Raw genomic sequence first — 22,343 nt, 5'->3', positions numbered from 1 at the left:
AATGCCCCATGACCTGCGCTCATCCCCTTCGTGATCTTGAAGTTCCTCGCAGGGAGACCGTTTGACCTGCGGATCTGAGTTCGCCGATCTTGCGCTTGGCAGGGTAATGCAAGATCACGAATGATGTTCTCGCAGTTCAGTGGATAGGTCTGCGAGAAACTGCAAGATCACGAACGCGAAGTGCCTGGTCTTGGGGATGTGTGCGAGAAGTCGCAAGATCACGACCTGGGTGTTGACCTCCGTGATGGCGCGACGTACCTTTTCTCCGAAATATTCGTCTTTATGCCGAAAATATCGGCACAGGGGGTCGGCGTGTGGCATCGGATCGACCAGCGGAAGCGTCCTTGAGCGGGCACTGGGTCGGCACCTGGGCGTGCTCGCCGCAGCCGACCGAGCCGGACAACCTGCCGCCGGCGCCGTTCACCCGGGAGGGTCGCGTGTTCGCCGGCAGCACGTTGCGGCAGACCGTCCGCACGTCGATCGGCGGGCCGCGGATGCGGCTGCGCTTCTCCAACGCCTTCGGCCGTACGGCACTGCCGATCACCGGGGTCGCCCTGGCGCTCCCCGCCGGGGGGCGGGCGGGGGCGCGGGCCATCCGGCCGTCGACCTCCCGTCCGGTGACCTTCAACGGCCGGCCCTTCGCCGTCGTCCCGGCCGGAGCCCAGGTGGTCTCCGACCCGCTCGACTTCGAGCCGGCGCCCCGATCCGGCCTCACCGTCACCATCCACCTGGCCGAGGGGCAGCCGTGCGACTCCGTCACCTCGCACCCCGGCTCCAGGACCACCTCCCACCTGCTGACCGGCGACCACGTCCAGGCCGGCGATCTGCCGGGTGCCACGCCCGTCGAGCACTGGTACCTCCTCAGCGGCGTCGAGGTGTGGGCCCCGCCCGCGGCGGCGGCCGTGGCCGTCGTGGGCGACTCGCTGACCGACGGCAGGGGATCCACCACGGATATGAACGACCGCTGGCCCGACCGGCTGATCGACCGCCTGCACACGCAGCACGGCATGACCGACCTCGCCGTGCTGAACCAGGGCATCGGCGGCAACCGGGTCCTCGCCGACGGCCTCGGCCCGGGTGTGCTGGCCCGGCTGGACCGGGACGTGCTGGCGCAGAGCGGGGTCAGCCGGCTGATCGTCTTCGCCGGGGTCAACGACATCGGTACGGCCGCCGCCACCGGGGCCGCCCAGCGCGAGGTGGCGGCCGAGCTGATCGCCGCCTACGAGCAGATCGTCGTCCGCGCCCAGGCGGTGGGCCTGCGGGTGTACGGCGCGACGCTGACGCCGTTCGGCGGCAACACGCCGTACGACGACCCGGGCGGACACCGGGAGTCGGCACGGCAGGCGGTCAACCGGTGGATCCGCACGAGCCGCCGGTTCGACCATGTGATCGACTTCGACAGTGCGGTACGCGACCCGGCCGACCCCCGGCGGCTCCGGGCGGCGTTCGACGCCGGCGACCATCTGCATCTCGGTCCCGTGGGCTACGCGGCGCTCGCCGGCGCCGTACCGGCGGAGCGGTTCCGGCACGATCGGCTCGCCGGGCTTCCCGAGCCCGCCGGGATCCCCGGGATATAGCCGGAATCACCCGTACGCGATCTTCGGGATACGGCCCGCATCACCGGGAGGCGATCCCGGGGATGCAGCCGAGCGTCACGGCACCGGCAGGATCTGCCGGAGACGGCCGGGAGGGGTCTTGCGCGGCTTCCACTCCCGGGGGTAGCCGAGGGAGACCTCCTCGAAGCGGACGCCGTCGTACCAGGTGGTCCGCGGGATGTGCAGGTGGCCGTACACGACGGCGGCCGCCTGGAAGCGCAGGTGCCAGTCGGCGGTTCGCGTGGTGCCGCACCAGATGGCGAACTCGGGATAACGCAGGACCAGCGTGGGTTCGCGTACCAGGGGATAGTGGTTGACCAGCACCGTCGGCAGCCCGCCGGGCCGCTCCTCGAGCCGCCGCTCGGTCTCCTTGAGCCGGGCGGCGCACCACGCCTCACGCGACGGATACGGGTCGGGGTGCAGGAACATCTCGTCGGTGCACACGACCCCGGTCTCGTGGGCGAGCGCGAGAGCGGCCTCCGCGGTCATCACCCCCGGCATGCGGAAGGTGTAGTCGTACAGCACGAACAGCGGGGCCACGACGACGGGACCGCCGGGGCCCGTCCAGATCGGGTACGGATCCTCGGGCGTGACCACACCGAGCGAGCGGCAGATCTCGACCAGGTGGCGGTAGCGCGCCTCGCCCCGCAGCCGCGACGGGTCGCGGGGATGCGTCCACAGCTCGTGGTTGCCCGGCGCCCACACGACCTTCGTGAACCGCTCGCTGAGCGGTCGCATCGTGCGTTCGAAATCGTCGGGGAACTCGCACACGTCACCGGCCACGATCAGCCAGTCACCGGGAGAGCCCGGCCGGAGGGCGTCGACGATCGTCTGGTTCTCCGCATAGCCGATATGAAGGTCGCTGATGGCGACAAGTCGCTCACTCGGCAACGGCGGCCCGCCTGAAGCCTCGGCGCATCGGCACTTCCTCGTGTCTCAACGGTGTTCTCGTCTGACGGTGTTCTCGTCTCGACGGTGCCACAGATGCCCCGTGAAGAACAACTTGCGGTGTCTGTCCGGGCCTCTCGACATCCGGGAGGCGTCCGGCGGGCGATGCGGCGGTGGGGCGTTCAGAACGCCGGCCCTGATCGCGCTGGGCGATCCGGCGATGGACCGTTCATCGGCACGGCGCCGCCACTGACCCTGGTGCGGCCGTCGGGAGAGGCGATCGAAACGTCGAGCGTGCTCGGCCGGCCCATGTCGACTCCCTGGATCACGGTGAACTCGGCAGGACCCGTTTCCAGCACGCGCAGATATCCGCCGAACGCCGCTGCGGCCGCTCCCGTCGCGGGATCCTCGACCACTCCTCCAACGGGGAACGGGTTGCGGGAGTGATAGAGCCGGTCGTTCTCCCGCCAGAAGAGATTCACCGTCGTCCAGCCATGACGGATCATCACCGAGCGCAGGACGTCGAAGTCGTAGTCGAGGTCGGCCAGCCGCGCACGGGAGGCGGCGGCGAGAACCAGGTGTTCGACCCCGCCGAAGGCGACGTGCGGGGGGAACGCCGGGTCGAGGTCGTCGCGTGACCAGCCGAGGGCGGCGAGGGCCTCGCGGAGTTCCTCTTCCTTCACGGGACGCGAGCGCGTGGGCACGCTGGTGAGCGTGGCGAGGAGCGTGTCGCCTCCGATTTCGGTGTCGACGGCGATCTCACCGGCGTTGGTCTCGAACACCAGGCGGCCGGGGCCGAGTCGTTCGGCGAGCACGATCGCCGTCGCGATCGTGGCGTGCCCGCAGAAGTCGACCTCGGCGGCTGGCGCGAAGTAACGCACCCTGAACCTGCGGTGTTCGCCGTCCCCGCCGGTCACGAAGGCCGTCTCGGAATATCCGACCTCAGCGGCGATGGCGAGCATCTCGGCATCGGACAGGTCCGCGGCGTCGAGAACGACACCGGCGGGGTTGCCGCCTTCGGGGTCGCCGGTGAAAGCGGCGTAGCGCAGAACCCTCACGTTGTCCCTCATGATCGCCTGAATCTAGCAGTCGCCGACCCCTCGACGGGGCATCGTGCGGTGAGGGGTCCGGCGAAGCGGCCCGGGACTTCACTCGTGATCGCGGTCGGTACGGGTATGCCCTGGTCGTACCGATAGATACCGACCCGTCCGTTTTCTTATCATGCAAGAGAGGGGCAGGGCGAGGGCGTGGCCGCCGTCCACTTGACATGGCGCCAGCCCGCGCCACGCGAGATCTGAGGAGGTGGGACGTGCCCGCTCGACCACTACCGCTCGCCGAGTACGAACTGTTCCACACACGCGACCTCGAAGAGGCCCGGGCGCTGGTGGCCAACGCCTTCGCTCCGCATGAACTGCACCCTGGTAAGCATGAGACCCGCTTCGACGCCCGGATGAACGGGGTGGCCTTCGACCGGACCGGCCTGTACGCCATCGACTACGGCACCGAGGCACGGATCGCGACACCCCCGTGGGAGAGCTGTTTCCTTGTCGCTTTTCCGCTGTCCGGCGCGGTCGAGGTGTCCCTCGGCCGGGAGCGGATCTTGGCGACGCCTGAGCTCGGCTCCGTGCAGTCGCCGACGGAGCGCGTGTCGCTCCGTTGGCTGACCGGGGCACCGCATCTCGTCGCGTGGTTCGACCGCTGGGCGCTGGAGGCCCACCTCGGCGGCATGCTGGGACGTGAGCCGCGCAGGCCGATCGTGTTCTCGCTGGGCATGGATCTGACCCAGCCCTTCTCCCGCTCCCTGCTGTCGGTCATCGATCTGCTTCGCCGGGAGGTGGAGACCGGTGGTGACCTGCTGAACCAGCCGCTGTCTCTCGAACAGCTCGAGGGACTGCTCATGACACAGCTGCTCCTGACCCAGCCCAGCAACTACACCTCCGCTCTGTCCAAGCAGCAGCCACGTGCGGCACCGGCGGCGGTCAGACTCGCCACGGAACTGATCGAGACGCGCGCGGCCCAGCCCCTCACCGTGACGGACATCGCCGAGGCCGTCGGAGTGGGCGTATGGGCTTTGCAGGAGGGCTTCAGAAGTCATCTGGACACCACGCCCACGGCCCACCTGCGCAACGTGCGGCTGGAACGCGTGCGTGCCGAGTTGATCGGCGGCGGCCCCGGCGACACGGCGATCGCCGACGTCGCCCGCCGCTGGGGGTTCGTCCGGCTCTGCCAGTTCTCCCGTGTCTATCGGGAACGTTATGGGGAGGGGCCCTCGGAGACGCTTCGCCGCTGTCGGTGATCCTTTCACAGACGGCCGGACCATGGCAGGTGTAGGCGGCCCTGAAATTTGATCACCGAGAAGCCGTACGGAGAACGCCGGGCCCCTCGATCCGGCGCCGCCGGGCCCACACGGATGGCCGCACTCGCATGTGTCGCCGGAGACCGCGATGCCGTCGTTCACAGGTTCCGTGGGCGACCTGGCGGGAGGTCTCGTGGTCCTTCGACCTGGTGGGAAACATGTGATCGCCTGGAGTCTGGATCAGCCCGATCGCATCCCTCTAGGCTGGCCGTCATGACCGATCACCGGGAATTACGGGTGGGTGACCGTGACCGGGACAAAGTGGTTGAAATTCTCCGTGAGGCGGCCGGTGAAGGTTATATCAGCCTGGACGAGCTGACCGAGCGGATCGATCGCACCTACACCGCCCGCACCCGCCGCGAACTGGACGATCTCGTGGCCGACCTGCCGCAGGCCGCCCCGCCGCCCGCGATGATGGGGGCGGGCGCAGTGCGGGCCGGTCCAGTGGAGGCGTACACAGGTGACAGGCTCGAGCTGCACACCGGCGGTGGCAGAGTCGTACGGACGGGACGCTGGACGGTCCCACCGCGCATCAGCGTCAGGGCCGGTCGATGGGGCACCGTGAAGATCGACTTCATGGCGGCGGACTGCCCGCACGCGGAGGTCCTCGTCGACGTGCAGATCACCTCCTGGTTCGGTGACGTCGTCATCATCGTTCCCCACGGCTGGTGGGTGCGTGACGACGAGGTCGTCCGCAGGTGGCTGGGCGCCGTGCACAACCGCCGGCGCGTGCCCCTGGCACCCGGCGGCGTCACCGTACGGCTCGTCGGCACCGTTCGAACCGGCGACGTCTGGGTGAGGTACCGCAGGCCGGCGACCTGAGCGGCCCGACACCCGCACCCCTCCGCGCCTGTGCCTTCCGCGTCCGTGTCCGGGCGATCGGTGCGGCGCTTCCGCATCCCGCTTCCCACCATCGGGAGCTCCGCGCCGACGGAGGACATGGCGATCGATCAGTGCAGCTGTCGGCGTACCCGCCCGGGGTCGGGGCTGACGTACAGCCGGCCCGCCACCATCACGGTCGGCACCTTCTCGTCGCCGCCCGTGGCGCCCCTACCGCGGCCGCACCCGCCGGGTCGCGCCAGATGTCGACCCAGTGCGCCCGGCGGGCATCGAGGCCCAGCCGGATGCGCAGCCGCAGGCAATATCGACAGCCGGCCCTCCAGCAGACGATCGGGCGGCCGTCGGCCGCGCTGCGGCGTTGCGCTTCTTCCGCGCCGATTGACCTCGGGAACGCCAGAGGAGAGAACAACCCGGCGAGTGAGGCGAACACCACCAGCAGGGCGGCCCCGGCGACAGGGGATCCCCCGGCGACCTGCCGGGCCGCCGCAGCCAGGCCACGGGCGTTCGGCCGCCGCCCCCGGGGCTTCCGGCGCGCCGGGAAATGTCACTCCGGACGGCTAGGGTCGCGTCGCAGGATGGCGAGCAGGAGGGAACCGGAGGTTTCGATGACCGAGCCCAAAACCCACACCCTTGAGGTGCCCGGTGGGGTTCTCCACTACGACGTGCGGGAGGCCGAGGGAAGCACAGCACCGACGCTGTTGATGATCGGCTCGCCGATGGGCGCCGACGGATTCGCCTGCCTGGCCGGGCACTTCCGAGATCGTACGGTCGTGACGTACGACCCGCGCGGGATCGGGCGGAGCGAACGGACCGGCGGCGCCGCCGAGTCGACACCCGAGATGCACGCCGACGACCTGCATCGGCTGATCACGGAGCTCGGCGGCGGGCCGGTGGACATCTTTGCCAGCAGCGGAGGCGCCGTGAACGGGCTGGTGCTGGTGGCCGGGCACCCGGAGCAGGTGCGCACGCTCGTGGCGCACGAGCCCCCGGCCGCCCAGGCCCTGCCTGACCGAGAGCAGGCGCTCGCCGCGGTGGCCGACATCCGCCGTACATACGAGCAGGGCGGCCTGGGACCGGCGATGGTGAAGTTCATCGCCGTCAGCAGCCTGCGGGGCGAGATCCCGGCGGATTTCGCTGATCGGCCGGTGCAGAGCCCGGCCGAGTTCGGACTGCCGACGGAGGACGACGGTTCCCGTGACGACCCGATGTTCGCCCAGAACCTCAGGACATGTACGCACCACGTGCACGACTTCGAGGCGCTGCGCGCGGCGTCGACCCGCATCGTCATCGGTGTCGGGGCCGAGTCGGAGGGGGAGATGGCCCACCGCGCCGGCGTGGCGGTCGCCGAACGGCTCGGCACGGAGCCCGTGACCTTTCCCAGCCACCACGGCGGGTTCCTCGACGGCGAGTTCGGCATGAAGGGCGACCCGGAGGCCTTCGCCGTCACGCTGCGCCAGATCCTGACCGAGTAGGTCCCAGGACGGGCCGCGGTACGGAGAACGCCGGGCCGGGCCGGGGCAGGTCAGGCCGGACCCGCACGTCATCCCGGTCGAGATCGGCGTGACCTCACCTCCTATCATTGCGAGTTGAGCCACCCGGGACCCGCGGACTCCGCGCTCGGCGGAGAACACGGTGAGGCGCCGCCTGGGCCGCGCAACCTCTGGGGAGGCGGACATGCCCGCTCGACCACTACCGCTCGCCACGTATGAGAGGTTCCGCACGCGTGACCTCGACGAGGCCCGTACGCAGGTCGCGGACGCCTTCTTCCCCCATGAGCTGAGCATCGCGAAGCGTGAGACGCGGATCGACGCGCGCATGAACGGGACGTCCTTCGGCAGCACCGGCCTGTACTTCATGGACTACGGAGGGGAGGTGTTGATCGCGGCCGACGAGTGGGAGAGCTGTTTCGTCGTCCCGATACCGCTGGCCGGCGCCGCGCAGGTGTCCCATCGCGGTGAGCGGATCGTGACGACACCCGAGCTCGGCTTCGTCCTGTCACCGACGGAGCGCGTCTCCATGCACTGGGAGGCCGGGACGCCGCACCTCGTCGCGTGGTTCGACCGTGCCGCGCTCGAAGCCCACCTCGGCCGCCTGCTGGGATGGGAACCGCACAGACGGCTCGTCTTCTCGCTGGGGATGGACCTGACCCGACCCCTCGCCCGGTCCTGGCTGTCGGTCGTCGACATGATCCGCCGGGAGGCGGAGACCGGCGGCGACATGCTGGGCAGGCCGCTGGTGCTCAATCAGGTGGAGGAGCTGCTCATGACGCAGCTGCTGCTGACGCAGGTCAACAACTACACTCCCGCCCTGGCCGAGGAACCGCCGCGTGCGGCGCCGGCCGCGGTGAAGCGGGCGATGGAGCTGATCGAGGCGCACGCGGCCCGGCCCGTCACCATGGCGGACATCGCCGTGGCCGTCGGCCTGGACGCTCGGGCGCTGCGGGACGGTTTCCGGCGCCACCTGGACACGACCCCCACGGCCTATCTGCGAGAGGTACGCCTGGAACGCGCGCGCGCCGAGCTGCGTCTCCGCGGCCCGGGCGGGACGACCGTCGCCGACGTCGCGCGTCGCTGGGGGTTCGTCGACCCCGGCCGGTTCTCCCGTGCCTACCGGCGGCATTTCGGCGAGACCCCCTCGCGGACGCTGCGCGGGTGAGGTCTCGCAGGTGCCTATCATCCGGCGGACCCTTCCTGGACGCGCGGACCGTGACACGGCCGGTTCCGCGCGAGTCCGTCCGGAGCGCGCAACCTGACGGAGGTGGACATGAGCGCTTGGCCGCTACCGCTCGCCGCGTATGAGCGGCTCCGCACGCATGACCTCGACGAGGCCCGTGCGGAGGTCGCGGAGGTCTTCTGTCCCCATGGGCTGCGCTTGGCCGATCGCGGGGCACGGCTCGACACCCGGATGAACGCGGCGGTGTTCGACCGGACGGGTCTCTACTGCCTCGACTACGGAGCGGAAGTAGTGATCACGCCGAATGCGCTGGAGAGCTTCTTCCTGGTCCAGATCCCGCTGGCGGGTGTCGCCGAGGTGACTCAGGGCAAGGAACGGGTCGTCTCCACGGCGGGGCTCCCCACGGTGCTGTCGGCGACCGAGCGGCTGTCCATGCGGTGGGGGGCCGGGGCGCCGCACCTCGTCGTGTGGTTCGACCGTGCCGCGCTCGAGGCCCGCCTCGGCGGCATACTGGGACGTGAGCCGCGCACGCCGCTCGTCTTCTCGCTGGGGATGGACCTGACCCGGTCCCCCTCCCGGTCCTGGCTGTCGGTCGTCGACATGATCCGCCAGGACGCGGAGACCGGCGGCGGCATGCTGAGTCAGCCGTCGGCGCTCAGACAGGCGGAGGGGCTGCTCATGACCCAGCTGCTGCTGGCACAGCCCAGCACCTACACGTCGGCACTGACGAGCGCGCAGCCGCGGATCGCGCCGCGTGCGGTGAAACGGGCCATGGAGCTGATCGAGACCCACCCGGCCGAACCTCTCACCACGGGCGACATCGCCGAGGCCGTCGGCGTCGGCGAGCGGGCGCTGTACGAAGGGTTCCGCAGGCACCTGAACACCACTCCCAGGAGCTATCTGAGGGACGTGCGCCTGGACCGTGCCCACGCGGAGCTGACCGCGTGCGGCCCGGACGGCACGACGGTCACCGACGTGGCCTTCCAATGGGGGTTCGTCCACCTCGGCCGGTTCGCACGCGCCTACCGCGAGCGTTTCGGAGAGAACCCCTCGGCGACACTGCGCCGGTGATCCCGCCTCCCACGCGGCGTGACCGGCCGGACGCCGCCGCGGGGATCAGGGAGCGGCGGGGAGCCAGGTGACCACCCAGTAGGCCACGCCGAAGGGCGCGTCGCCGTACAGTGCGTGCCCCGCCCACGATCGCGCCCCGGCGGCCGCCGCCATGACCTGCCAGGCGGCGCGTCCCCGGATCAGCAGGTCGTCGCACAGACCGGGGTCCAGGGCGGCCAGGGTGGAGAGGTCCGCGCGGGCCAGCGCGTCGCCGATCGACGCGTCGGCGTCCAGCGCGCGGGGATCGACGTACCCCGGGGCCTTCTCCCCGCGGCGTGCGCCGCCGTCGCCGACGACCACCAGCCCGGTCCTGCCGGGCCGCGCCCCGATCTCGAGGCCCAGATCGCGGCCGTCCCCCGGAGACGCGTGCTCGTCGACGCCATGCAAGATCAGGGGAACCGGATGGCCGGACAGGAGGGACCGGCCGACGGCCAGCGGCACCGGCAGTGCTCCCGGAAGCGGCGGCCGTCCCGGGGCGGGGGCCAGCCGCCCGGCCGGGGACGGCGAGTCCGCCGGGTACGGCCGGGTGCGCGGCGCCCCGCCCACCACGACGATCTCGTCGAGGCCCTGGCCCACGACGGTCTGCACGGCGGTGAGCGCAGCCGCGCGCAGCTCCTCGACCTCGGGGACGGGCCCGCCGGTCAGGCCGGGCAGCAGCAGCGGGGCCTGCGGGACGCAGCAGGCGGCGACGATCACGCCAGACCTCGCACGGTTCGTACGGGTTCCCGTACGCCTCGTGTCACCGCGACCATGTCCAGCACCTGCCGGGTCGGGGCGACGTTGTGTGCGCGGAACACCCGGGCCCCCTGCCAGGCGCACACCGCGGTCACCGCCAGGGTGCCGACCACCCGCTCGTCGACCGGCAGGCCCAGGGATTCGCCGACGAAGTCCTTGTTGGACAGCGACACCAGGACCGGCCAGCCGGTGGCCACCATCTCCTCCAGCCGGCGCGTCACCTCCAGCGAGTGCCAGGTGTTCTTGCCGAAGTCGTGGCCGGGATCGATCAGGATGCGCTCGGGGTCGACCCCGACGCTCACCGCGCGCCGGGCCAGCGCGGTGGTGCCGGCGATCACGTCGGCCATCACGTCGTCGTACTCGATCCGATGCGGGCGGGTCCGCGGCGGCAGCCCTCCCGCGTGCGTGCAGACCAGGCCGGCGCCGAACTCCGCCGCGACTTCGGCCAGTTCGAGGTCGGCGCCGCCCCAGGCGTCGTTGAGCAGGTCGGCTCCGGCACGGCAGGCCTCCCGGCCCACCTCGCCACGCCAGGTGTCCACACTGATGATCAGATCGGGATACCGCTCCCGGACCTCGGCGACGAACGAGGCCGTGCGGTCGATCTCCTCCCGCGCGTCGACGTCGCTTCCGGGCGCCGCCTTGACGCCCCCGATGTCGACGATGTCGGCGCCCTCGGCCACGACCTCGTCGACCCGGCGCAGCGCCTCCTCGCGGGCGAAGGTCGCGCCCCTGTCGTAGAAGGAGTCGGGGGTGCGGTTGACGATCGCCATGATCAGCAGGTCCTCGCCCACGGCACGTCGACCCAGTCTCAGCATGGAGCCAGCCTCAGCATGCCGTGATCGCCCCTCCTGTCCACCGCCCGAAGGCCGGGTAAACCTTATCAAAGCTCCTGGTGCCGGCGTTGATCGCCGGGTAAAGGCGAAGCCTCAGCGCAGGGCGCGTGAGGCGTACTGCGGGACCGTCGCCATCGCGGGCCGCTCGGCGACCGCGATCTCGCGTTCCACCGGCCGGTGGCCGTCCGGTCCGCGTTCGAACTGGACCAGCCGGAGCGAGGGCGCATCCATTGGAATGATCTTGTTGTGGCGTTCCAGCCGGGACCAGGCCGTGTGCATGATCTGCCCGGCCATGCGGCCGAGCTCCTCGGTCGTCTGGTGCGAGTGCACCCGGCGGCCCAGGTCGACCTGGGCGAGCGCGTCGAGTCCGACGAGGTCGAGCAGGTCGATGAGCAGCGCCAGCTCCACGCCGTACCCGGAGACGAACGGCACCCGCTCCAGCACCTCGCGGCGGCCGGCGTACTCGCCCGCGAGCGGCTGCACGAACCCGGCGAGCAGCGGCCAGTGCAGGTTGAGCAGCGGCCGCGCGACCAGCTCGGTCACCCGCCCGCCCGTGCGGGCCCCCCGTTCGCCGGCGCCGATGAACGGGCGGTCGTAGCAGCCCTTCACGTACGCGACCGAGGGGTCGGCCAGCAGCGGCCCGAGCAGGCCGGTCACGAACGAGGTGCTGAACTCCCGCAGGTCGGCATCGACGAACACCACCAGGTCGCCCGACGTGACGGCGAGCGACTTCCAGAGCGCCTCGCCCTTTCCGTCGTAGTCCGGGCCGTCCAGTTCGGGCAGGATCTCGTCCTGTGCGATGACCTTGGCCCCGGCCCGTACGGCCCGGTCGGCCGTGTCGTCGGTGGACCGGGAGTCGATCACGATGAGCTCGTCCACGAGGGGGACGGCGTCGACGAGGTCGCGGCGGATGGCCGACACGATCTCCCCGACGGTGCCGGCCTCGTCGCGGGCCGGGAGGACCACGCTGACCGTGGTGCTTCCCTTCGCTGCCATCAGGGTGTTCACCGGCCAGTCGCACGCCGACGACGTACGGCCGGCCAGCCATGCCTCCACCTCAGGTAGCACGCAGCTCTCCCCATGCGTCCGCAGAAATCCCCGCCATCACCTCACAGGGTAGGCCGTCGCCGGCGTGCGGAACCGGTGAGGTGATCCGAACCGGCGGCCCCGGCGGGCCGGCGTGCCGAAGGCGATCGTCCTCCGCCGCTTCCCCGGGCCCGCCGCCCGTACGAGGGCCGCGTGAGGGCCGGCACTCCGGGGGATCCGCGCCCCGGGGGGGTGCCCCGGCCATTCCTGAATCGGGCCCCGGGCCGAGATCACGATAGCCGCCGGGAATGGGCCGTACGGCTCGGTCCGGCGTGCCGGATCGGGCCTGTGTTCCGTGCTGCGGAAGGCACGCGGAAAGCTCTTGACAGGGGGTTCCGGTGACCTCAATCTGTTGCGTATAGCGCTCCGCGTTTCTCTTTACACAACTGGGGATGATTGATGATTCCTGCGTGCCCGCTTCGTTCGCTACCGCGCGGCGAGGCGTTCCGGCTCGATGCCGAGCCGCCGATCGCGGTCTTCCACACTGAGGACGGCCAGGTCTACGCGATCGATGACACCTGCACCCACCAGGACGCTTCCCTGGCCGACGGATGGCTTGAGGGCTGCGAGGTGGAGTGCCCCCTGCACGCCTCGAAATTCGATCTGCGGACCGGCCAGGTGGACGCCCCTCCGGCGAAGCTCCCCGTGCGCACCCACCGGGTCGTGATCGAGGACGGCACGATCTTCGTCATCCCCTCCGAGGCCCCCGCCAACCTGCCGCCGGGGGTCTGCCTACGTCCTCAGGGCGTCGCGTGAGAACCGTCGCGGTGGTGGGCGCCTCGCTGGCCGGCCTGTCCGCCGCACGGGCGCTGCGCGACCAGGGATACGACGGGCGCCTGGTGCTGATCGGCGACGAGCCGCATCGCCCCTACGACCGCCCCCCGCTGTCCAAGGAGTTCCTCGCCGGCCGGATGGACGAGGCCGACCTCGCGCTGGAGACCGAGACCGACGACCTGGACGCGACCTGGATCCTCGGGACGGCGGCGGCCGCGCTCGATCCGGGCGAGCGGGCCGTACGGCTCGGCGACGGAGGGACGGTGCGCGCCGACGCGGTGGTGATCGCCACGGGGGCGGCCGCCAGGACCCTCCCCGGGGCCGAGCGCCTCTCCGGGGTGCACACGCTGCGCACCCTGGACGACGCCAGGGCGCTGCGGGCCGACCTCGGCGGGGCCGAGCGGCTCGTCGTCGTCGGCGCCGGCTTCATCGGGGCCGAGATCGCCTCGACCGCCCGGGCTCTGGGACTGCACGTCACCCTGGTGGAACCGGCGCCCGCCCCGCTGGCGTCCGCGATCGGCGCCGAGATGGGCGCCGTGGTGGCCGGGCTCCAGGCGGGGCAGGGCGTCGAGGTGCTGTGCGGCACCGGCGTCCGCGAGGTCACCGGCACCGCGAGAGCCGACGGAGTGGTCCTGACCGACGGGCGGCGCGTCCCGGCGGACGTGGTCGTCGTCGGGATCGGCGCGCGGCCCAACGTGGCCTGGCTGGCCGGATCGGGCGTGGAGATCGCGGACGGCGTGCTGTGCGACGCGACCGGGGCCACCGGCGTGCCCGGCGTGATCGCCGTCGGCGACTGCGCCGCCTGGTTCGACCCCGCCGCCGGGGCTCACCGCAGGGTCGAGCACTGGACCGGGGCCGCACGCCGCCCCGCCGTCGCCGTACGGACGCTGCTGGCGGGCGCCTCCGCCGCCGCGGGGAGTTCCGGCGGTTCCGGGAGCGTCGTCCGGCCGCCGGAGCCGCCGTACTTCTGGTCCGACCAGTGCGGTGTGCGGATCCAGTTCGCCGGGCACGCCGGACCCGGCGACGAAATCACGGTCGAGGAGGGTAGCCTCGCTGACCGGAGCTTCGTGGCGGTCTACCGGCGCGGGGACCGTCCGGTCGCGGTGCTCGGGATCGATCTGCCGCGGCCCTTCACCCGCTGGCGCAAACGGCTGGCGGCCGAGGCGCTCCAGAGCGCCGCGCCCTGATTCCTGAGACCCTGAGAGCAGGCCGGACGTGGCCTGCAGCACGTCGATCGAGAAATCGTGAAGGAGACAATCATGGCGCATGAGGTTCGCGGTGTCGTCGCGCTCGCCAAGGGGCAGCCGGTCAGCCTGGAGACCATCATCGTGCCCGACCCCGGTCCCGGCGAGGCCCTCGTGAAGATCCAGGCCTGCGGGGTGTGCCACACCGACCTGCACTACCGGGAGGGCGGCATCTCCGACGACTTCCCCTTCTTCCTGGGCCATGAGGCGGCCGGCGTCGTCGAGGCCGTCGGCGCGGGCGTGACCGACGTCGCCCCCGGCGACTTCGTCGTGCTCAACTGGCGTGCCGTCTGCGGCGCGTGCCGCGCCTGTCTGCGTGGCCGTCCGCAGTACTGCTTCGCCACCCACAACGCCACGCAGAAGATGACGCTCGCCGACGGGACCGCGCTGTCGCCGGCCCTCGGCATCGGCGCGTTCGCCGAGAAGACGCTGGTGGCGGCCGGCCAGTGCACCAAGGTCGACCCCGCGGCCTCGCCCGCCGCCGTCGGCCTGCTCGGCTGCGGCGTGATGGCCGGCCTCGGCGCCGCCATGAACACCGGCGGCGTGACCCGCGGCGACTCGGTCGCCGTCATCGGCTGCGGCGGCGTCGGCGACGCCGCGATCGCCGGAGCCGGCCTCGCCGGAGCGACCACGATCATCGCCGTCGACGTCGACGACCGGAAGCTGGAGTGGGCCCGCCGCTTCGGCGCCACGCACACGGTCAACTCCCGGGAGACCGACCCCGTCGAGGCGATCCGCGACCTGACCGGCGGCTTCGGCGCCGACGTCGTCATCGACGCGGTGGGCCGGCCCGAGACCTACCGCCAGGCGTTCTACGCGCGCGACCTGGCCGGGACCGTCGTGCTGGTCGGCGTGCCCACCCCCGAGATGACGCTGGAGCTGCCCCTGCTCGACGTGTTCGGCCGCGGCGGCGCGCTCAAGTCCAGCTGGTACGGCGACTGCCTGCCCAGCCGCGACTTCCCCATGCTGGTCGCGCTCTACCGGCAGGGGCGGCTCGACCTGGACGCCTTCGTCTCCGAGACGATCGAGCTCGGCGACGTCGAGGCCGCGTTCGACAAGATGCACCGCGGTGAGGTGCTGCGTTCGGTGGTGGTGTTGTGATGCGGATCGAGAAGGTCGTCACCTCCGGGACGTTCAGCCTCGACGGCGGGACCTGGGAGGTCGACAACAACGTCTGGCTGCTGGGCGACGACGACGAGGTGATGGTCGTCGACGCCGCGCACGACGCGGACGCGATCGCGGCGGCCGTCGGCGATCGGCGGGTCACCGCTATCGTCTGCACCCACGCCCACAACGACCATGTGAACGCGGCGCCCGCCCTCGCGGCCAGGACCGGCGCGCCGATCCTGGTGCACCCCGACGACGAGGTGCTGTGGAATATGGCACACGCGGAGGCCAAGCCGGACGGCCCGCTCGCCGACGGGCAGACGCTGCGGGTGGCGGGCGTGGACGTACGGGTCCTGCACACGCCGGGTCACGCGCCCGGCGCGGTCTGCCTGCACGTCCCGGAACTCGGCGTGGTGTTCACGGGCGACACGCTCTTCCAGGGCGGTCCGGGCGCCACGGGACGTTCCCACAGCGACTTCCCGACCATCATCTCCTCCATCCGCGAGGTGCTGCTGCCGCTGCCGCCGGAGACGGTGGTTCACACCGGGCACGGCGCCGACACCACCATCGGCGCGGAGGCGCCGCATCTGGACGACTGGATCCGCCGCGGCCACTAGGAGCGCCTGACAGAACACGCCCTGCCGTACGCGGCCCGGACGGCGCCTCGCGTCCGTCCGGATCCGCGCTCGCGACGGGCCGTCAGACACTCCCTGGCCGCACTCCCTATCGCGCACGACCAGCAGGAGCGAACCAGTGAGCACCACCAGCCTGCCCCCAGGGCCCCGGCAGAGCCCGCCCCCCAGCCTGATGTCCACTCTGCCCGGCGCTTACTACACGGACCCGGACGTTTTCGCCCTGGAACAGCGCCGCGTCTTCGAGTCGATGTGGTTCTGCGCGATTCGGGCCGCCGACCTGCCCCGGCCCGGGGCGTTCAAGACGGTGCAGGTCGGCGCCGAAAGCATCCTGATCACGCGGGCGCGGGACAACTCGATCCGCGCCTTCTACAACGTCTGCCGGCACCGGGGGGCGCGGATCAGCACCGAGGAGTCGGGGGAGGTCAGGCGCGCCTTCCAGTGCCCCTACCACGCCTGGACGTACGACCTGGAGGGCCGGCTGGTCGCCGCGCCCAACCTCACCAAGATGCCCGACATCGACCGGGTGGCGTACGGGCTGGTGAACGTGGCCGTGCGGGAGTGGCTGGGGTACGTGTGGGTCTGCCTCGCCGACGATCCGCCCTCGTTCGAGGAGGACGTCGTGGGGGAGGTGCGCGCCCGGCTCGGCGACGTCGCCCAGATCGGCAACTACGACGTCGCGGGCCTCAAGGTGGGCAGGCGTATCGTCTATGACGTAAAGGCCAACTGGAAGCTGATCGTCGAGAACTTCATGGAGTGCTACCACTGCGCGACCATCCATCCGGAGCTCACCGAGGTGCTTCCGGAGTTCGCCGACGGTTACGCGGCGCAGTACTACGTGGGTCACGGCGCGGAGTTCGGGGCGGAGATCCAGGGCTTCACCGTGGACGGCTCCAGCGGCCTCGACCGGATCCCGACGATCAGCCGGGAGCAGGACCGGCGCTACTACGCGATCACGATCAAGCCGCAGGTCTTCGTCAACCTCGTGCCCGACCACGTGATCTGGCACAGGATGTTCCCGCTGGCGGCGGATCGTACGGTGGTGGAGTGCGACTGGCTGTACCTCCCCGAGGTCGTGGACGGCGGCGCGGACATCGACAGGTCCGTGGAGCTGTTCCACCGGGTCAACACGCAGGACTTCGACGCGTGCGAGCGGTGCCAGCCCGCGATGGGCTCGCGCATGTACGCCGACGGCGGGGTCCTGGTGCCCAGCGAGCACCACATCGGCCTGTTCCACGACTGGCTGCGCGGCCGGTTGTCGGATCGAGCGACAGCATGAAAGGGCGTTCATCAGATGACGCGCAAGGCACCCCGTGACGACGCCGGCGACGAACGCCTGGAGATCCACCCGCCCAAGGACTGGGCCGGTGGGATCCCCGCCGTCGGCCACGCGCTCGGTATGGCGTACCGCCAGATGGGCGCGGGCCGTACGGCGCTGACCCTGCTGCGGGTCAACCAGAAGCACGGGTTCGACTGCCCGGGCTGCGCCTGGCCCGAGGGAGACCACCGCAGCCCCGCCGAGTTCTGCGAGAACGGCGCGAAGGCGGTCGCCGAGGAGGCGACCCTCCGCAGGATCACGCCGGAGTTCTTCGCCGCGCACCCGGTGAGCGAGCTGGCCGGGCGCAGCGACTACTGGCTCGGCCAGCAGGGCAGGCTGACCGAGCCGATGCACAAGCCGGCCGGCGCCGACCACTACGAGCCGGTGTCGTGGGAGCGCGCCTTCGCCATCGTCGCCCGCGAGCTGAAGGCGCTGGTGGGCGCCGACGAGGCCGTCTTCTACACCTCGGGCCGCACCTCCAACGAGGCGGCCTTCGCCTACCAGCTCTTCGTCCGCCGGTTCGGCACGAACAACCTGCCGGACTGCTCGAACATGTGCCACGAGTCCAGCGGGTCGGCGCTGACCGAGACGCTCGGCATCGGCAAGGGCACGGTGCTGCTCGACGACCTCTACCGGTCCGATCTCATCTTCGTGGTCGGCCAGAACCCCGGCACCAACCACCCGCGCATGCTCGGCGCGCTGGAGAAGGCCAAGCGCAACGGCGCACGCATCGTGGCCGTCAACCCGCTGCCCGAGGCGGGGCTGCTGCGGTTCAAGAACCCGCAGCGGCCCTCCGGCGTCGCCGGCGGCGGCACGACGCTGTCCGACCGGTTCCTGCAGATCAGGCTCGGCGGCGACTGCGCGCTCTTCCAGGCGCTGTCGTCGCTGCTGCAGGCGGCCGAGGACGCGGCCCCGGGCACGGTGATCGACCGCGAGTTCGTCGACGAGCACACCCACGGGTTCGACGAGTGGGCGGCGCACGTGCGCGACCTGGACTGGGCGGAGGTGCTGGAGGCCACGGGGCTGACCAGGGCGGAGATCGAGGCGACGGCCCGGGACGTGCTGGCCGCCCGCTCGGTCGTGGTGTGCTGGGCGATGGGGCTCACCCAGCACAAGAAGTCGGTGCCCACGATCAGGGAGATCGTCAACTTCCTCCTGCTGCGCGGCAACGTCGGCAGGCCCGGTGCCGGCGTCTGCCCGGTGCGGGGCCACTCCAATGTGCAGGGCGACCGGACGATGGGCATCTACGAGAAGCCGTCGGCGGCGTTCCTGGACGCGCTGCGCGACGAGTTCGGCTTCGAGCCGCCGCGCCGCCACGGCCTGGACACCGTGGAGGCGATCCGGGCCATGCGCGACGGCGCCGCCAAGGTGTTCTTCGCGATGGGCGGCAACTTCGTGGCCGCGACCCCCGACACGGCCGCCACCGAGGCGGCCATGCGCCGATGCAGGCTCACCGTGCAGGTGTCGACCAAGCTGAACCGGTCGCACGCGGTGTGCGGCGAGGAGGCGCTGATCCTGCCCACGCTGGGCCGTACCGAGCGGGACGTGCAGCGCGGGGGAGAGCAGTTCGTCACGGTCGAGGACTCGATGGGCATGGTGCACGGCTCCAGGGGCAGGCTGCGGCCGGCCTCACCCGCCCTGCTCTCGGAGGTCGCGATCGTGTCCCGCCTGGCCCGCGAGGTCTACGGCGACGACGATCCGCACGTCCCCTGGGCCGAGTTCGAGGCGGACTACGACGTGATCAGGGATCGGATCGCCCGGGTGGTGCCGGGGTTCGCCGGCTACAACGAGAAGGCCCGCCGCCCCGGCGGCTTCACGCTGCCGAACGCGCCGCGTGACGAGCGCCGTTTCCCGACGGCGACCGGCAAGGCGAACTTCACCGTCAATCCGCTGGAGGTGCTGCGCGTCCCGGCCGGCCGGCTGCTGCTGCAGACCATCCGCAGCCACGATCAGTACAACACGACGATCTACGGACTGGACGACCGCTACCGGGGCGTACGGAACGGCCGCCGGGTGGTGTTCGTCCACCCGGACGATCTCGCCGAGCGAGGTTTCGCCGACGGCGACATGGTCGACCTGGTCAGCGAGTGGCCCGACGGAGAGAGGGTGGCCCCGGGATTCCGCGTGGTCGCCTACTCGACGGCGCGCGGCTGCTGCGCGGCCTACTTCCCGGAGACCAACGTGCTCGTGCCGCTGGACTCGGTCGCCGAGACCTCCAACACCCCCACGTCCAAGAGCGTCGTCGTCTCCCTCCGCCCGACCTCCAGCTGACCCCCATCACCCACCCCCCACCCCCACCAACATCCCACCCCCCATCCCCGTGATCTTGCACTTGCTGGCACAGGTGCCCTGTCACCTGCGAAATCCCCATCCGTGATCTTGCAGAAGCTCGCACACATGACCGCTCACCAGCGGAGTCACCTTCGGTGATCTTGCAGTGCAAGATCACGTACGGTGAAATCGCAGGTGGGATGCACTGCCTGCGAGTTTCTGCAAGATCACGAAGGGGATATTTCCAGGTCAACGGCCATGGCTGCGAGAAACTACAAGATCACGGGTGGGGTGGCGGGGGTCAGCCGCCGAGGTGGTGGCTGATCTCGGCGGCGCCGGCCACGAGGATGGGGGCCAGCTCGTGTATGCGCTGCTCGCTGAAGCGGTAGGCCGGGCCGGAGGCGCTCACCGCCGCGATCACCTCGCCCTGGAAGGAGCGTATGGGTGCGGCCATCGCGTTGAGGCCGATCTCGAGTTCCTCGAGCGTGACGGAGTAGCCGCGCTCCAGCGCCCCGGCCAGGTCACGCTCCAGGGCCTCGCGCGAGGTCACGGTGTTCGGGGTGAAGGCCTCGAGGGTGGTGGACCGGAGCAGCTCGGCCCGGCGCGCCGCGTCGAGATGGGCCAGCAGCACCTTGCCGCTCGACGTCGCGTGCAGCGGGGTGAGCTGGCCCACCCAGTTGTGCGCGGTCACCGCCGACGGCCCGCGCGCCTGGTCGAGGCTGACGGCGTAGTGCGCGCGCAGCACGGCTATGTTGACCGTCTCGCCGATCTCCTCGGCGAGCCGCCGGCAGATCGGCCTGCCCTCCCGGGTGACGTCCATCCGGGCGGCGACGCTCCCGGCCAGACGGACGACGCCGAAGCTGAGACGATATTTGCCGCGTTCCTCCGTCTGCTCGACCAGGCCGCGTGCCTCGAGCGCGCCGAGCAGCCGGAACGCGGTCGACTTGTGGACGTCGATCTCCGTCGCGAGCTCGGTGACCCCCGCCTCCCCGCGCCGGGAGAGGATCTCCATGATGCTGATGGCGCGGTCGACCGACTGCATGCCACCCCCGTTGCTCGCTGCGGCCTCGTTGCTCATTAGCGCAACTGTAGGCGTGTCCACAACCCCGGTCCACTTGATCCACACAACCGGTTGATTTTTCCTGTTGCGGGCAGTGCAACACAATGCGCGATTCGATACGCTTCTCGGTCAGACAATCGTCGCGCGAGCGAGACGAGGGCAGATTGAGCGCACAACGGTACGACTTCGTCATCGTCGGCGGCGGTTCGGCGGGAAGCGCTCTCGCGAACCGGCTGTCGGCGGACCCCTCCACCCGGGTGCTGGTGCTGGAGGCCGGTCGGTCGGACTTCCGCTGGGACGTCTTCATCCACATGCCGGCGGCGCTGACGTTCCCGATCGGCAGCCGGTTCTACGACTGGCGGTACGAGTCGGAGCCGGAGCCGCACATGCACGGTCGCCGGATCTACCACGCCCGCGGCAAGGTGCTCGGCGGCTCCAGCAGCATCAACGGCATGATCTTCCAGCGCGGCAACCCCCTGGACTACGAGCGCTGGGCCGCCGACCCCGGGATGAAGAACTGGGACTACGCGCACTGCCTGCCGTACTTCAAGCGCATGGAGAACTGCCTGGCCGCCGAGGACGACGACGTCTGGCGTGGCCACGACGGCCCGCTCGCGCTGGAGCGCGGCCCGGCGTCGAGCCCGCTGTTCGGCGCGTTCTTCCAGGCCGTGCAGCAGGCGGGATACAAGCTGACCGACGACGTCAACGGCTACCGCCAGGAGGGCTTCGCTCCCTTCGACCGCAACATCCGCTCCGGACGGCGGCTGTCCGCCGCCCGCGCCTACCTCCATCCCGTGATGAACCGCCCCAACCTGAAGGTCGTGACCCGGGCGTTCGTGACGAAGGTCGTCTTCGAGGGCGGGCGGGCCGTCGGCGTGGACTTCTCCTTCCGCGGCGGGCCGGTACGCCGGGTGCGGGCCGGCGAGGTCATCCTGTGCGGCGGCTCCATCAACACGCCCCAACTCCTCCAGCTGTCCGGCCTGGGCAATGCCGCCGAACTGGAGGCCCTCGGCGTCGACGTGGTGCACCATTTGCCCGGAGTGGGGGAGAACCTCCAGGACCACCTCGAGGTCTACGTCCAGTACGGCTGTAAGCGGCCGGTGTCCATGCAGCCCTACCTCAAGCGGCGGCACCGCCCGTGGATCGGGGCGCAGTGGCTGTTCCTGCGCGGTGGTCCCGCCGCGACCAACCACTTCGAGGCCGGCGGCTTCGTCCGGAGCAACGACGACGTCGACTACCCGAACCTGATGTTCCACTTCCTGCCGATCGCGGTGCGGTACGACGGCTCGTCCCCGTCGGGCGGGCACGGCTACCAGGTGCACGTCGGGCCGATGTACTCCGACGCACGGGGCACGGTGAAGATCAAGAGCCGGGACCCGCGGGTGCATCCGGCGCTGCGTTTCAACTACCTGTCCACCGAGCAGGACCGGCGGGAATGGGTGGAGGCCGTCCGCGTCTCCCGGAACATCCTGAGTCAGCCGGCGTTCGACGAGTTCAACGCGGGCGAGCTGTCTCCCGGGCTGTCCGTGCGGAGCGACGAGGAGATCCTCGACTGGGTCGCCAGGGACGGCGAGACCGCGCTGCATCCCTCCTGCACCGCGAAGATGGGCGTCGACGACATGTCGGTCGTCGACCCCGACAGCATGCGGGTGCACGGCGTCGAGGGGCTGCGGATCGTCGACGCGTCGGTCATGCCGTACGTGACGAACGGCAACATCTACGCGCCGGTGATGATGGTGGCCGAGAAGGCGGCCGACCTGATCCTCGGCGACACCCCGCTGCCGCCCGTCGAGGCGGCGTTCTACCGGCACCAGGGATGAC

Annotated in this window: 19 protein-coding genes; 13 read left to right on the top strand and 6 right to left on the bottom strand. The window is 70.9% G+C overall.

What is annotated here, in order from left to right; translation table 11 throughout:
• Positions 1–344 precede the first annotated feature (344 nt).
• A complete protein-coding gene (locus ACQP1K_RS15295; protein WP_433496361.1) occupies positions 345–1,577 on the top strand; it encodes an SGNH/GDSL hydrolase family protein in 1,233 nt (410 codons plus the stop codon).
• A 75-nt stretch (positions 1,578–1,652) separates the two neighbouring features.
• Here the strand turns inward: ACQP1K_RS15295 and ACQP1K_RS15290 are convergent, their stop codons facing one another.
• On the bottom strand, positions 1,653–2,486 hold the full coding sequence (locus tag ACQP1K_RS15290; protein ID WP_433496360.1) for a metallophosphoesterase family protein: 834 nt from the start codon (positions 2,484–2,486) through the stop codon (positions 1,653–1,655).
• 179 nt (positions 2,487–2,665) lie between these two features.
• Positions 2,666–3,553 (bottom strand): PhzF family phenazine biosynthesis isomerase, encoded by an 888-nt coding sequence (locus ACQP1K_RS15285; RefSeq protein ID WP_433496359.1) that lies wholly within the window; start codon positions 3,551–3,553, stop codon positions 2,666–2,668.
• Between the two features lie 239 nt (positions 3,554–3,792).
• On the opposite strand from ACQP1K_RS15285, the gene ACQP1K_RS15280 reads away from it, so the two are divergent.
• The 5 genes from ACQP1K_RS15280 (at position 3,793) to ACQP1K_RS15260 (ending at position 9,423) form a co-directional block, all read left to right on the top strand.
• Entirely contained in the window at positions 3,793–4,779 is a 987-nt protein-coding gene (locus ACQP1K_RS15280) for an AraC family transcriptional regulator (protein ID WP_433496358.1), read from the top strand.
• A 273-nt stretch (positions 4,780–5,052) separates the two neighbouring features.
• Positions 5,053–5,661: a DUF1707 SHOCT-like domain-containing protein gene (locus tag ACQP1K_RS15275; protein ID WP_433496357.1), complete on the top strand. Its 609-nt coding sequence runs from the start codon at positions 5,053–5,055 to the stop codon at positions 5,659–5,661.
• A 623-nt stretch (positions 5,662–6,284) separates the two neighbouring features.
• Positions 6,285–7,151, top strand: a complete 867-nt coding sequence (locus ACQP1K_RS15270; protein ID WP_433496356.1) for an alpha/beta fold hydrolase — start codon at positions 6,285–6,287, stop codon at positions 7,149–7,151.
• Positions 7,152–7,353: 202 nt separating this feature from the next.
• A complete protein-coding gene (locus ACQP1K_RS15265; RefSeq protein WP_433496355.1) occupies positions 7,354–8,334 on the top strand; it encodes an AraC family transcriptional regulator in 981 nt (326 codons plus the stop codon).
• 108 nt (positions 8,335–8,442) lie between these two features.
• Positions 8,443–9,423, top strand: coding sequence for an AraC family transcriptional regulator (locus ACQP1K_RS15260; RefSeq protein WP_433496354.1), 981 nt, complete (start codon positions 8,443–8,445; stop codon positions 9,421–9,423).
• 45 nt (positions 9,424–9,468) lie between these two features.
• Here ACQP1K_RS15260 and ACQP1K_RS15255 read toward each other — a convergent pair whose 3' ends face one another.
• The 3 genes from ACQP1K_RS15255 to ACQP1K_RS15245 all read right to left on the bottom strand — a co-directional run bounded on the left by ACQP1K_RS15255 (position 9,469) and on the right by ACQP1K_RS15245 (position 12,098).
• A complete protein-coding gene (locus ACQP1K_RS15255; protein WP_433496353.1) occupies positions 9,469–10,158 on the bottom strand; it encodes a hypothetical protein in 690 nt (229 codons plus the stop codon).
• The gene (gene folP / locus ACQP1K_RS15250; protein WP_433496352.1) at positions 10,155–11,012 is read right to left on the bottom strand and encodes a dihydropteroate synthase; all 858 of its coding nucleotides are present in this window, start codon (positions 11,010–11,012) and stop codon (positions 10,155–10,157) included. The genes ACQP1K_RS15255 and folP overlap by 4 nt, the downstream gene beginning before the upstream one ends.
• 111 nt (positions 11,013–11,123) lie before the next feature.
• Positions 11,124–12,098 carry a glucosyl-3-phosphoglycerate synthase gene (locus tag ACQP1K_RS15245; RefSeq protein WP_433496351.1) on the bottom strand — a complete coding sequence of 325 codons (975 nt, stop codon included), beginning with the start codon at positions 12,096–12,098 and terminating at the stop codon, positions 11,124–11,126.
• 417 nt (positions 12,099–12,515) lie between these two features.
• On the opposite strand from ACQP1K_RS15245, the gene ACQP1K_RS15240 reads away from it, so the two are divergent.
• The 6 genes from ACQP1K_RS15240 to ACQP1K_RS15215 all read left to right on the top strand — a co-directional run bounded on the left by ACQP1K_RS15240 (position 12,516) and on the right by ACQP1K_RS15215 (position 19,462).
• Positions 12,516–12,872: a bifunctional 3-phenylpropionate/cinnamic acid dioxygenase ferredoxin subunit gene (locus tag ACQP1K_RS15240; RefSeq protein ID WP_433496350.1), complete on the top strand. Its 357-nt coding sequence runs from the start codon at positions 12,516–12,518 to the stop codon at positions 12,870–12,872.
• Entirely contained in the window at positions 12,869–14,077 is a 1,209-nt protein-coding gene (locus ACQP1K_RS15235; RefSeq protein WP_433496349.1) for an NAD(P)/FAD-dependent oxidoreductase, read from the top strand. The genes ACQP1K_RS15240 and ACQP1K_RS15235 overlap by 4 nt, the downstream gene beginning before the upstream one ends.
• A 72-nt stretch (positions 14,078–14,149) precedes the next feature.
• On the top strand, positions 14,150–15,235 hold the full coding sequence (locus tag ACQP1K_RS15230) for an S-(hydroxymethyl)mycothiol dehydrogenase (protein WP_433496348.1): 1,086 nt from the start codon (positions 14,150–14,152) through the stop codon (positions 15,233–15,235).
• A complete protein-coding gene (locus ACQP1K_RS15225) occupies positions 15,235–15,858 on the top strand; it encodes an MBL fold metallo-hydrolase (RefSeq protein WP_433496347.1) in 624 nt (207 codons plus the stop codon). Before ACQP1K_RS15230 ends, ACQP1K_RS15225 begins: the two co-directional genes overlap by 1 nt.
• Before the next feature lie 190 nt (positions 15,859–16,048).
• Positions 16,049–17,152 (top strand): aromatic ring-hydroxylating oxygenase subunit alpha, encoded by a 1,104-nt coding sequence (locus ACQP1K_RS15220; protein WP_433501558.1) that lies wholly within the window; start codon positions 16,049–16,051, stop codon positions 17,150–17,152.
• Positions 17,153–17,167: 15 nt separating this feature from the next.
• Complete coding sequence (locus ACQP1K_RS15215) at positions 17,168–19,462, top strand: FdhF/YdeP family oxidoreductase (protein WP_433496346.1); 2,295 nt, start codon at positions 17,168–17,170, stop codon at positions 19,460–19,462.
• Positions 19,463–19,763: 301 nt separating this feature from the next.
• Here the strand turns inward: ACQP1K_RS15215 and ACQP1K_RS15210 are convergent, their stop codons facing one another.
• Positions 19,764–20,540, bottom strand: coding sequence for an IclR family transcriptional regulator (locus ACQP1K_RS15210; protein ID WP_433496345.1), 777 nt, complete (start codon positions 20,538–20,540; stop codon positions 19,764–19,766).
• A gap of 146 nt (positions 20,541–20,686) precedes the next feature.
• Between ACQP1K_RS15210 and betA the strand changes: the two genes are divergently transcribed.
• Entirely contained in the window at positions 20,687–22,342 is a 1,656-nt protein-coding gene (gene betA / locus ACQP1K_RS15205) for a choline dehydrogenase (protein ID WP_433496344.1), read from the top strand.
• The last annotated feature ends 1 nt before the right edge of the window (position 22,343 follow it).

Source organism: Sphaerimonospora sp. CA-214678 (genome assembly GCF_050942215.1).
GTDB lineage: Bacteria > Actinomycetota > Actinomycetes > Streptosporangiales > Streptosporangiaceae > Sphaerimonospora.
This window is presented reverse-complemented; position numbering and strand designations above follow the sequence as displayed.

Bases quoted from the DNA above. Each gene is read 5' to 3' on its own strand.
- ACQP1K_RS15210 (WP_433496345.1), bottom strand. From the start codon at position 20,540: ATGAGCAACGAGGCCGCAGCGAGCAACGGGGGTGGCATGCAGTCGGTC.
- ACQP1K_RS15260 (WP_433496354.1), top strand. From the start codon at position 8,443: ATGAGCGCTTGGCCGCTACCGCTCGCCGCGTATGAGCGGCTCCGCACG.
- ACQP1K_RS15285 (WP_433496359.1), bottom strand. From the start codon at position 3,553: ATGAGGGACAACGTGAGGGTTCTGCGCTACGCCGCTTTCACCGGCGAC.
- ACQP1K_RS15240 (WP_433496350.1), top strand. From the start codon at position 12,516: ATGATTCCTGCGTGCCCGCTTCGTTCGCTACCGCGCGGCGAGGCGTTC.
- ACQP1K_RS15230 (WP_433496348.1), top strand. From the start codon at position 14,150: ATGGCGCATGAGGTTCGCGGTGTCGTCGCGCTCGCCAAGGGGCAGCCG.
- ACQP1K_RS15270 (WP_433496356.1), top strand. From the start codon at position 6,285: ATGACCGAGCCCAAAACCCACACCCTTGAGGTGCCCGGTGGGGTTCTC.
- folP (WP_433496352.1), bottom strand. From the start codon at position 11,012: ATGCTGAGACTGGGTCGACGTGCCGTGGGCGAGGACCTGCTGATCATG.
- ACQP1K_RS15265 (WP_433496355.1), top strand. From the start codon at position 7,354: ATGCCCGCTCGACCACTACCGCTCGCCACGTATGAGAGGTTCCGCACG.
- ACQP1K_RS15275 (WP_433496357.1), top strand. From the start codon at position 5,053: ATGACCGATCACCGGGAATTACGGGTGGGTGACCGTGACCGGGACAAA.
- ACQP1K_RS15225 (WP_433496347.1), top strand. From the start codon at position 15,235: ATGCGGATCGAGAAGGTCGTCACCTCCGGGACGTTCAGCCTCGACGGC.
- ACQP1K_RS15215 (WP_433496346.1), top strand. From the start codon at position 17,168: ATGACGCGCAAGGCACCCCGTGACGACGCCGGCGACGAACGCCTGGAG.
- ACQP1K_RS15220 (WP_433501558.1), top strand. From the start codon at position 16,049: ATGTCCACTCTGCCCGGCGCTTACTACACGGACCCGGACGTTTTCGCC.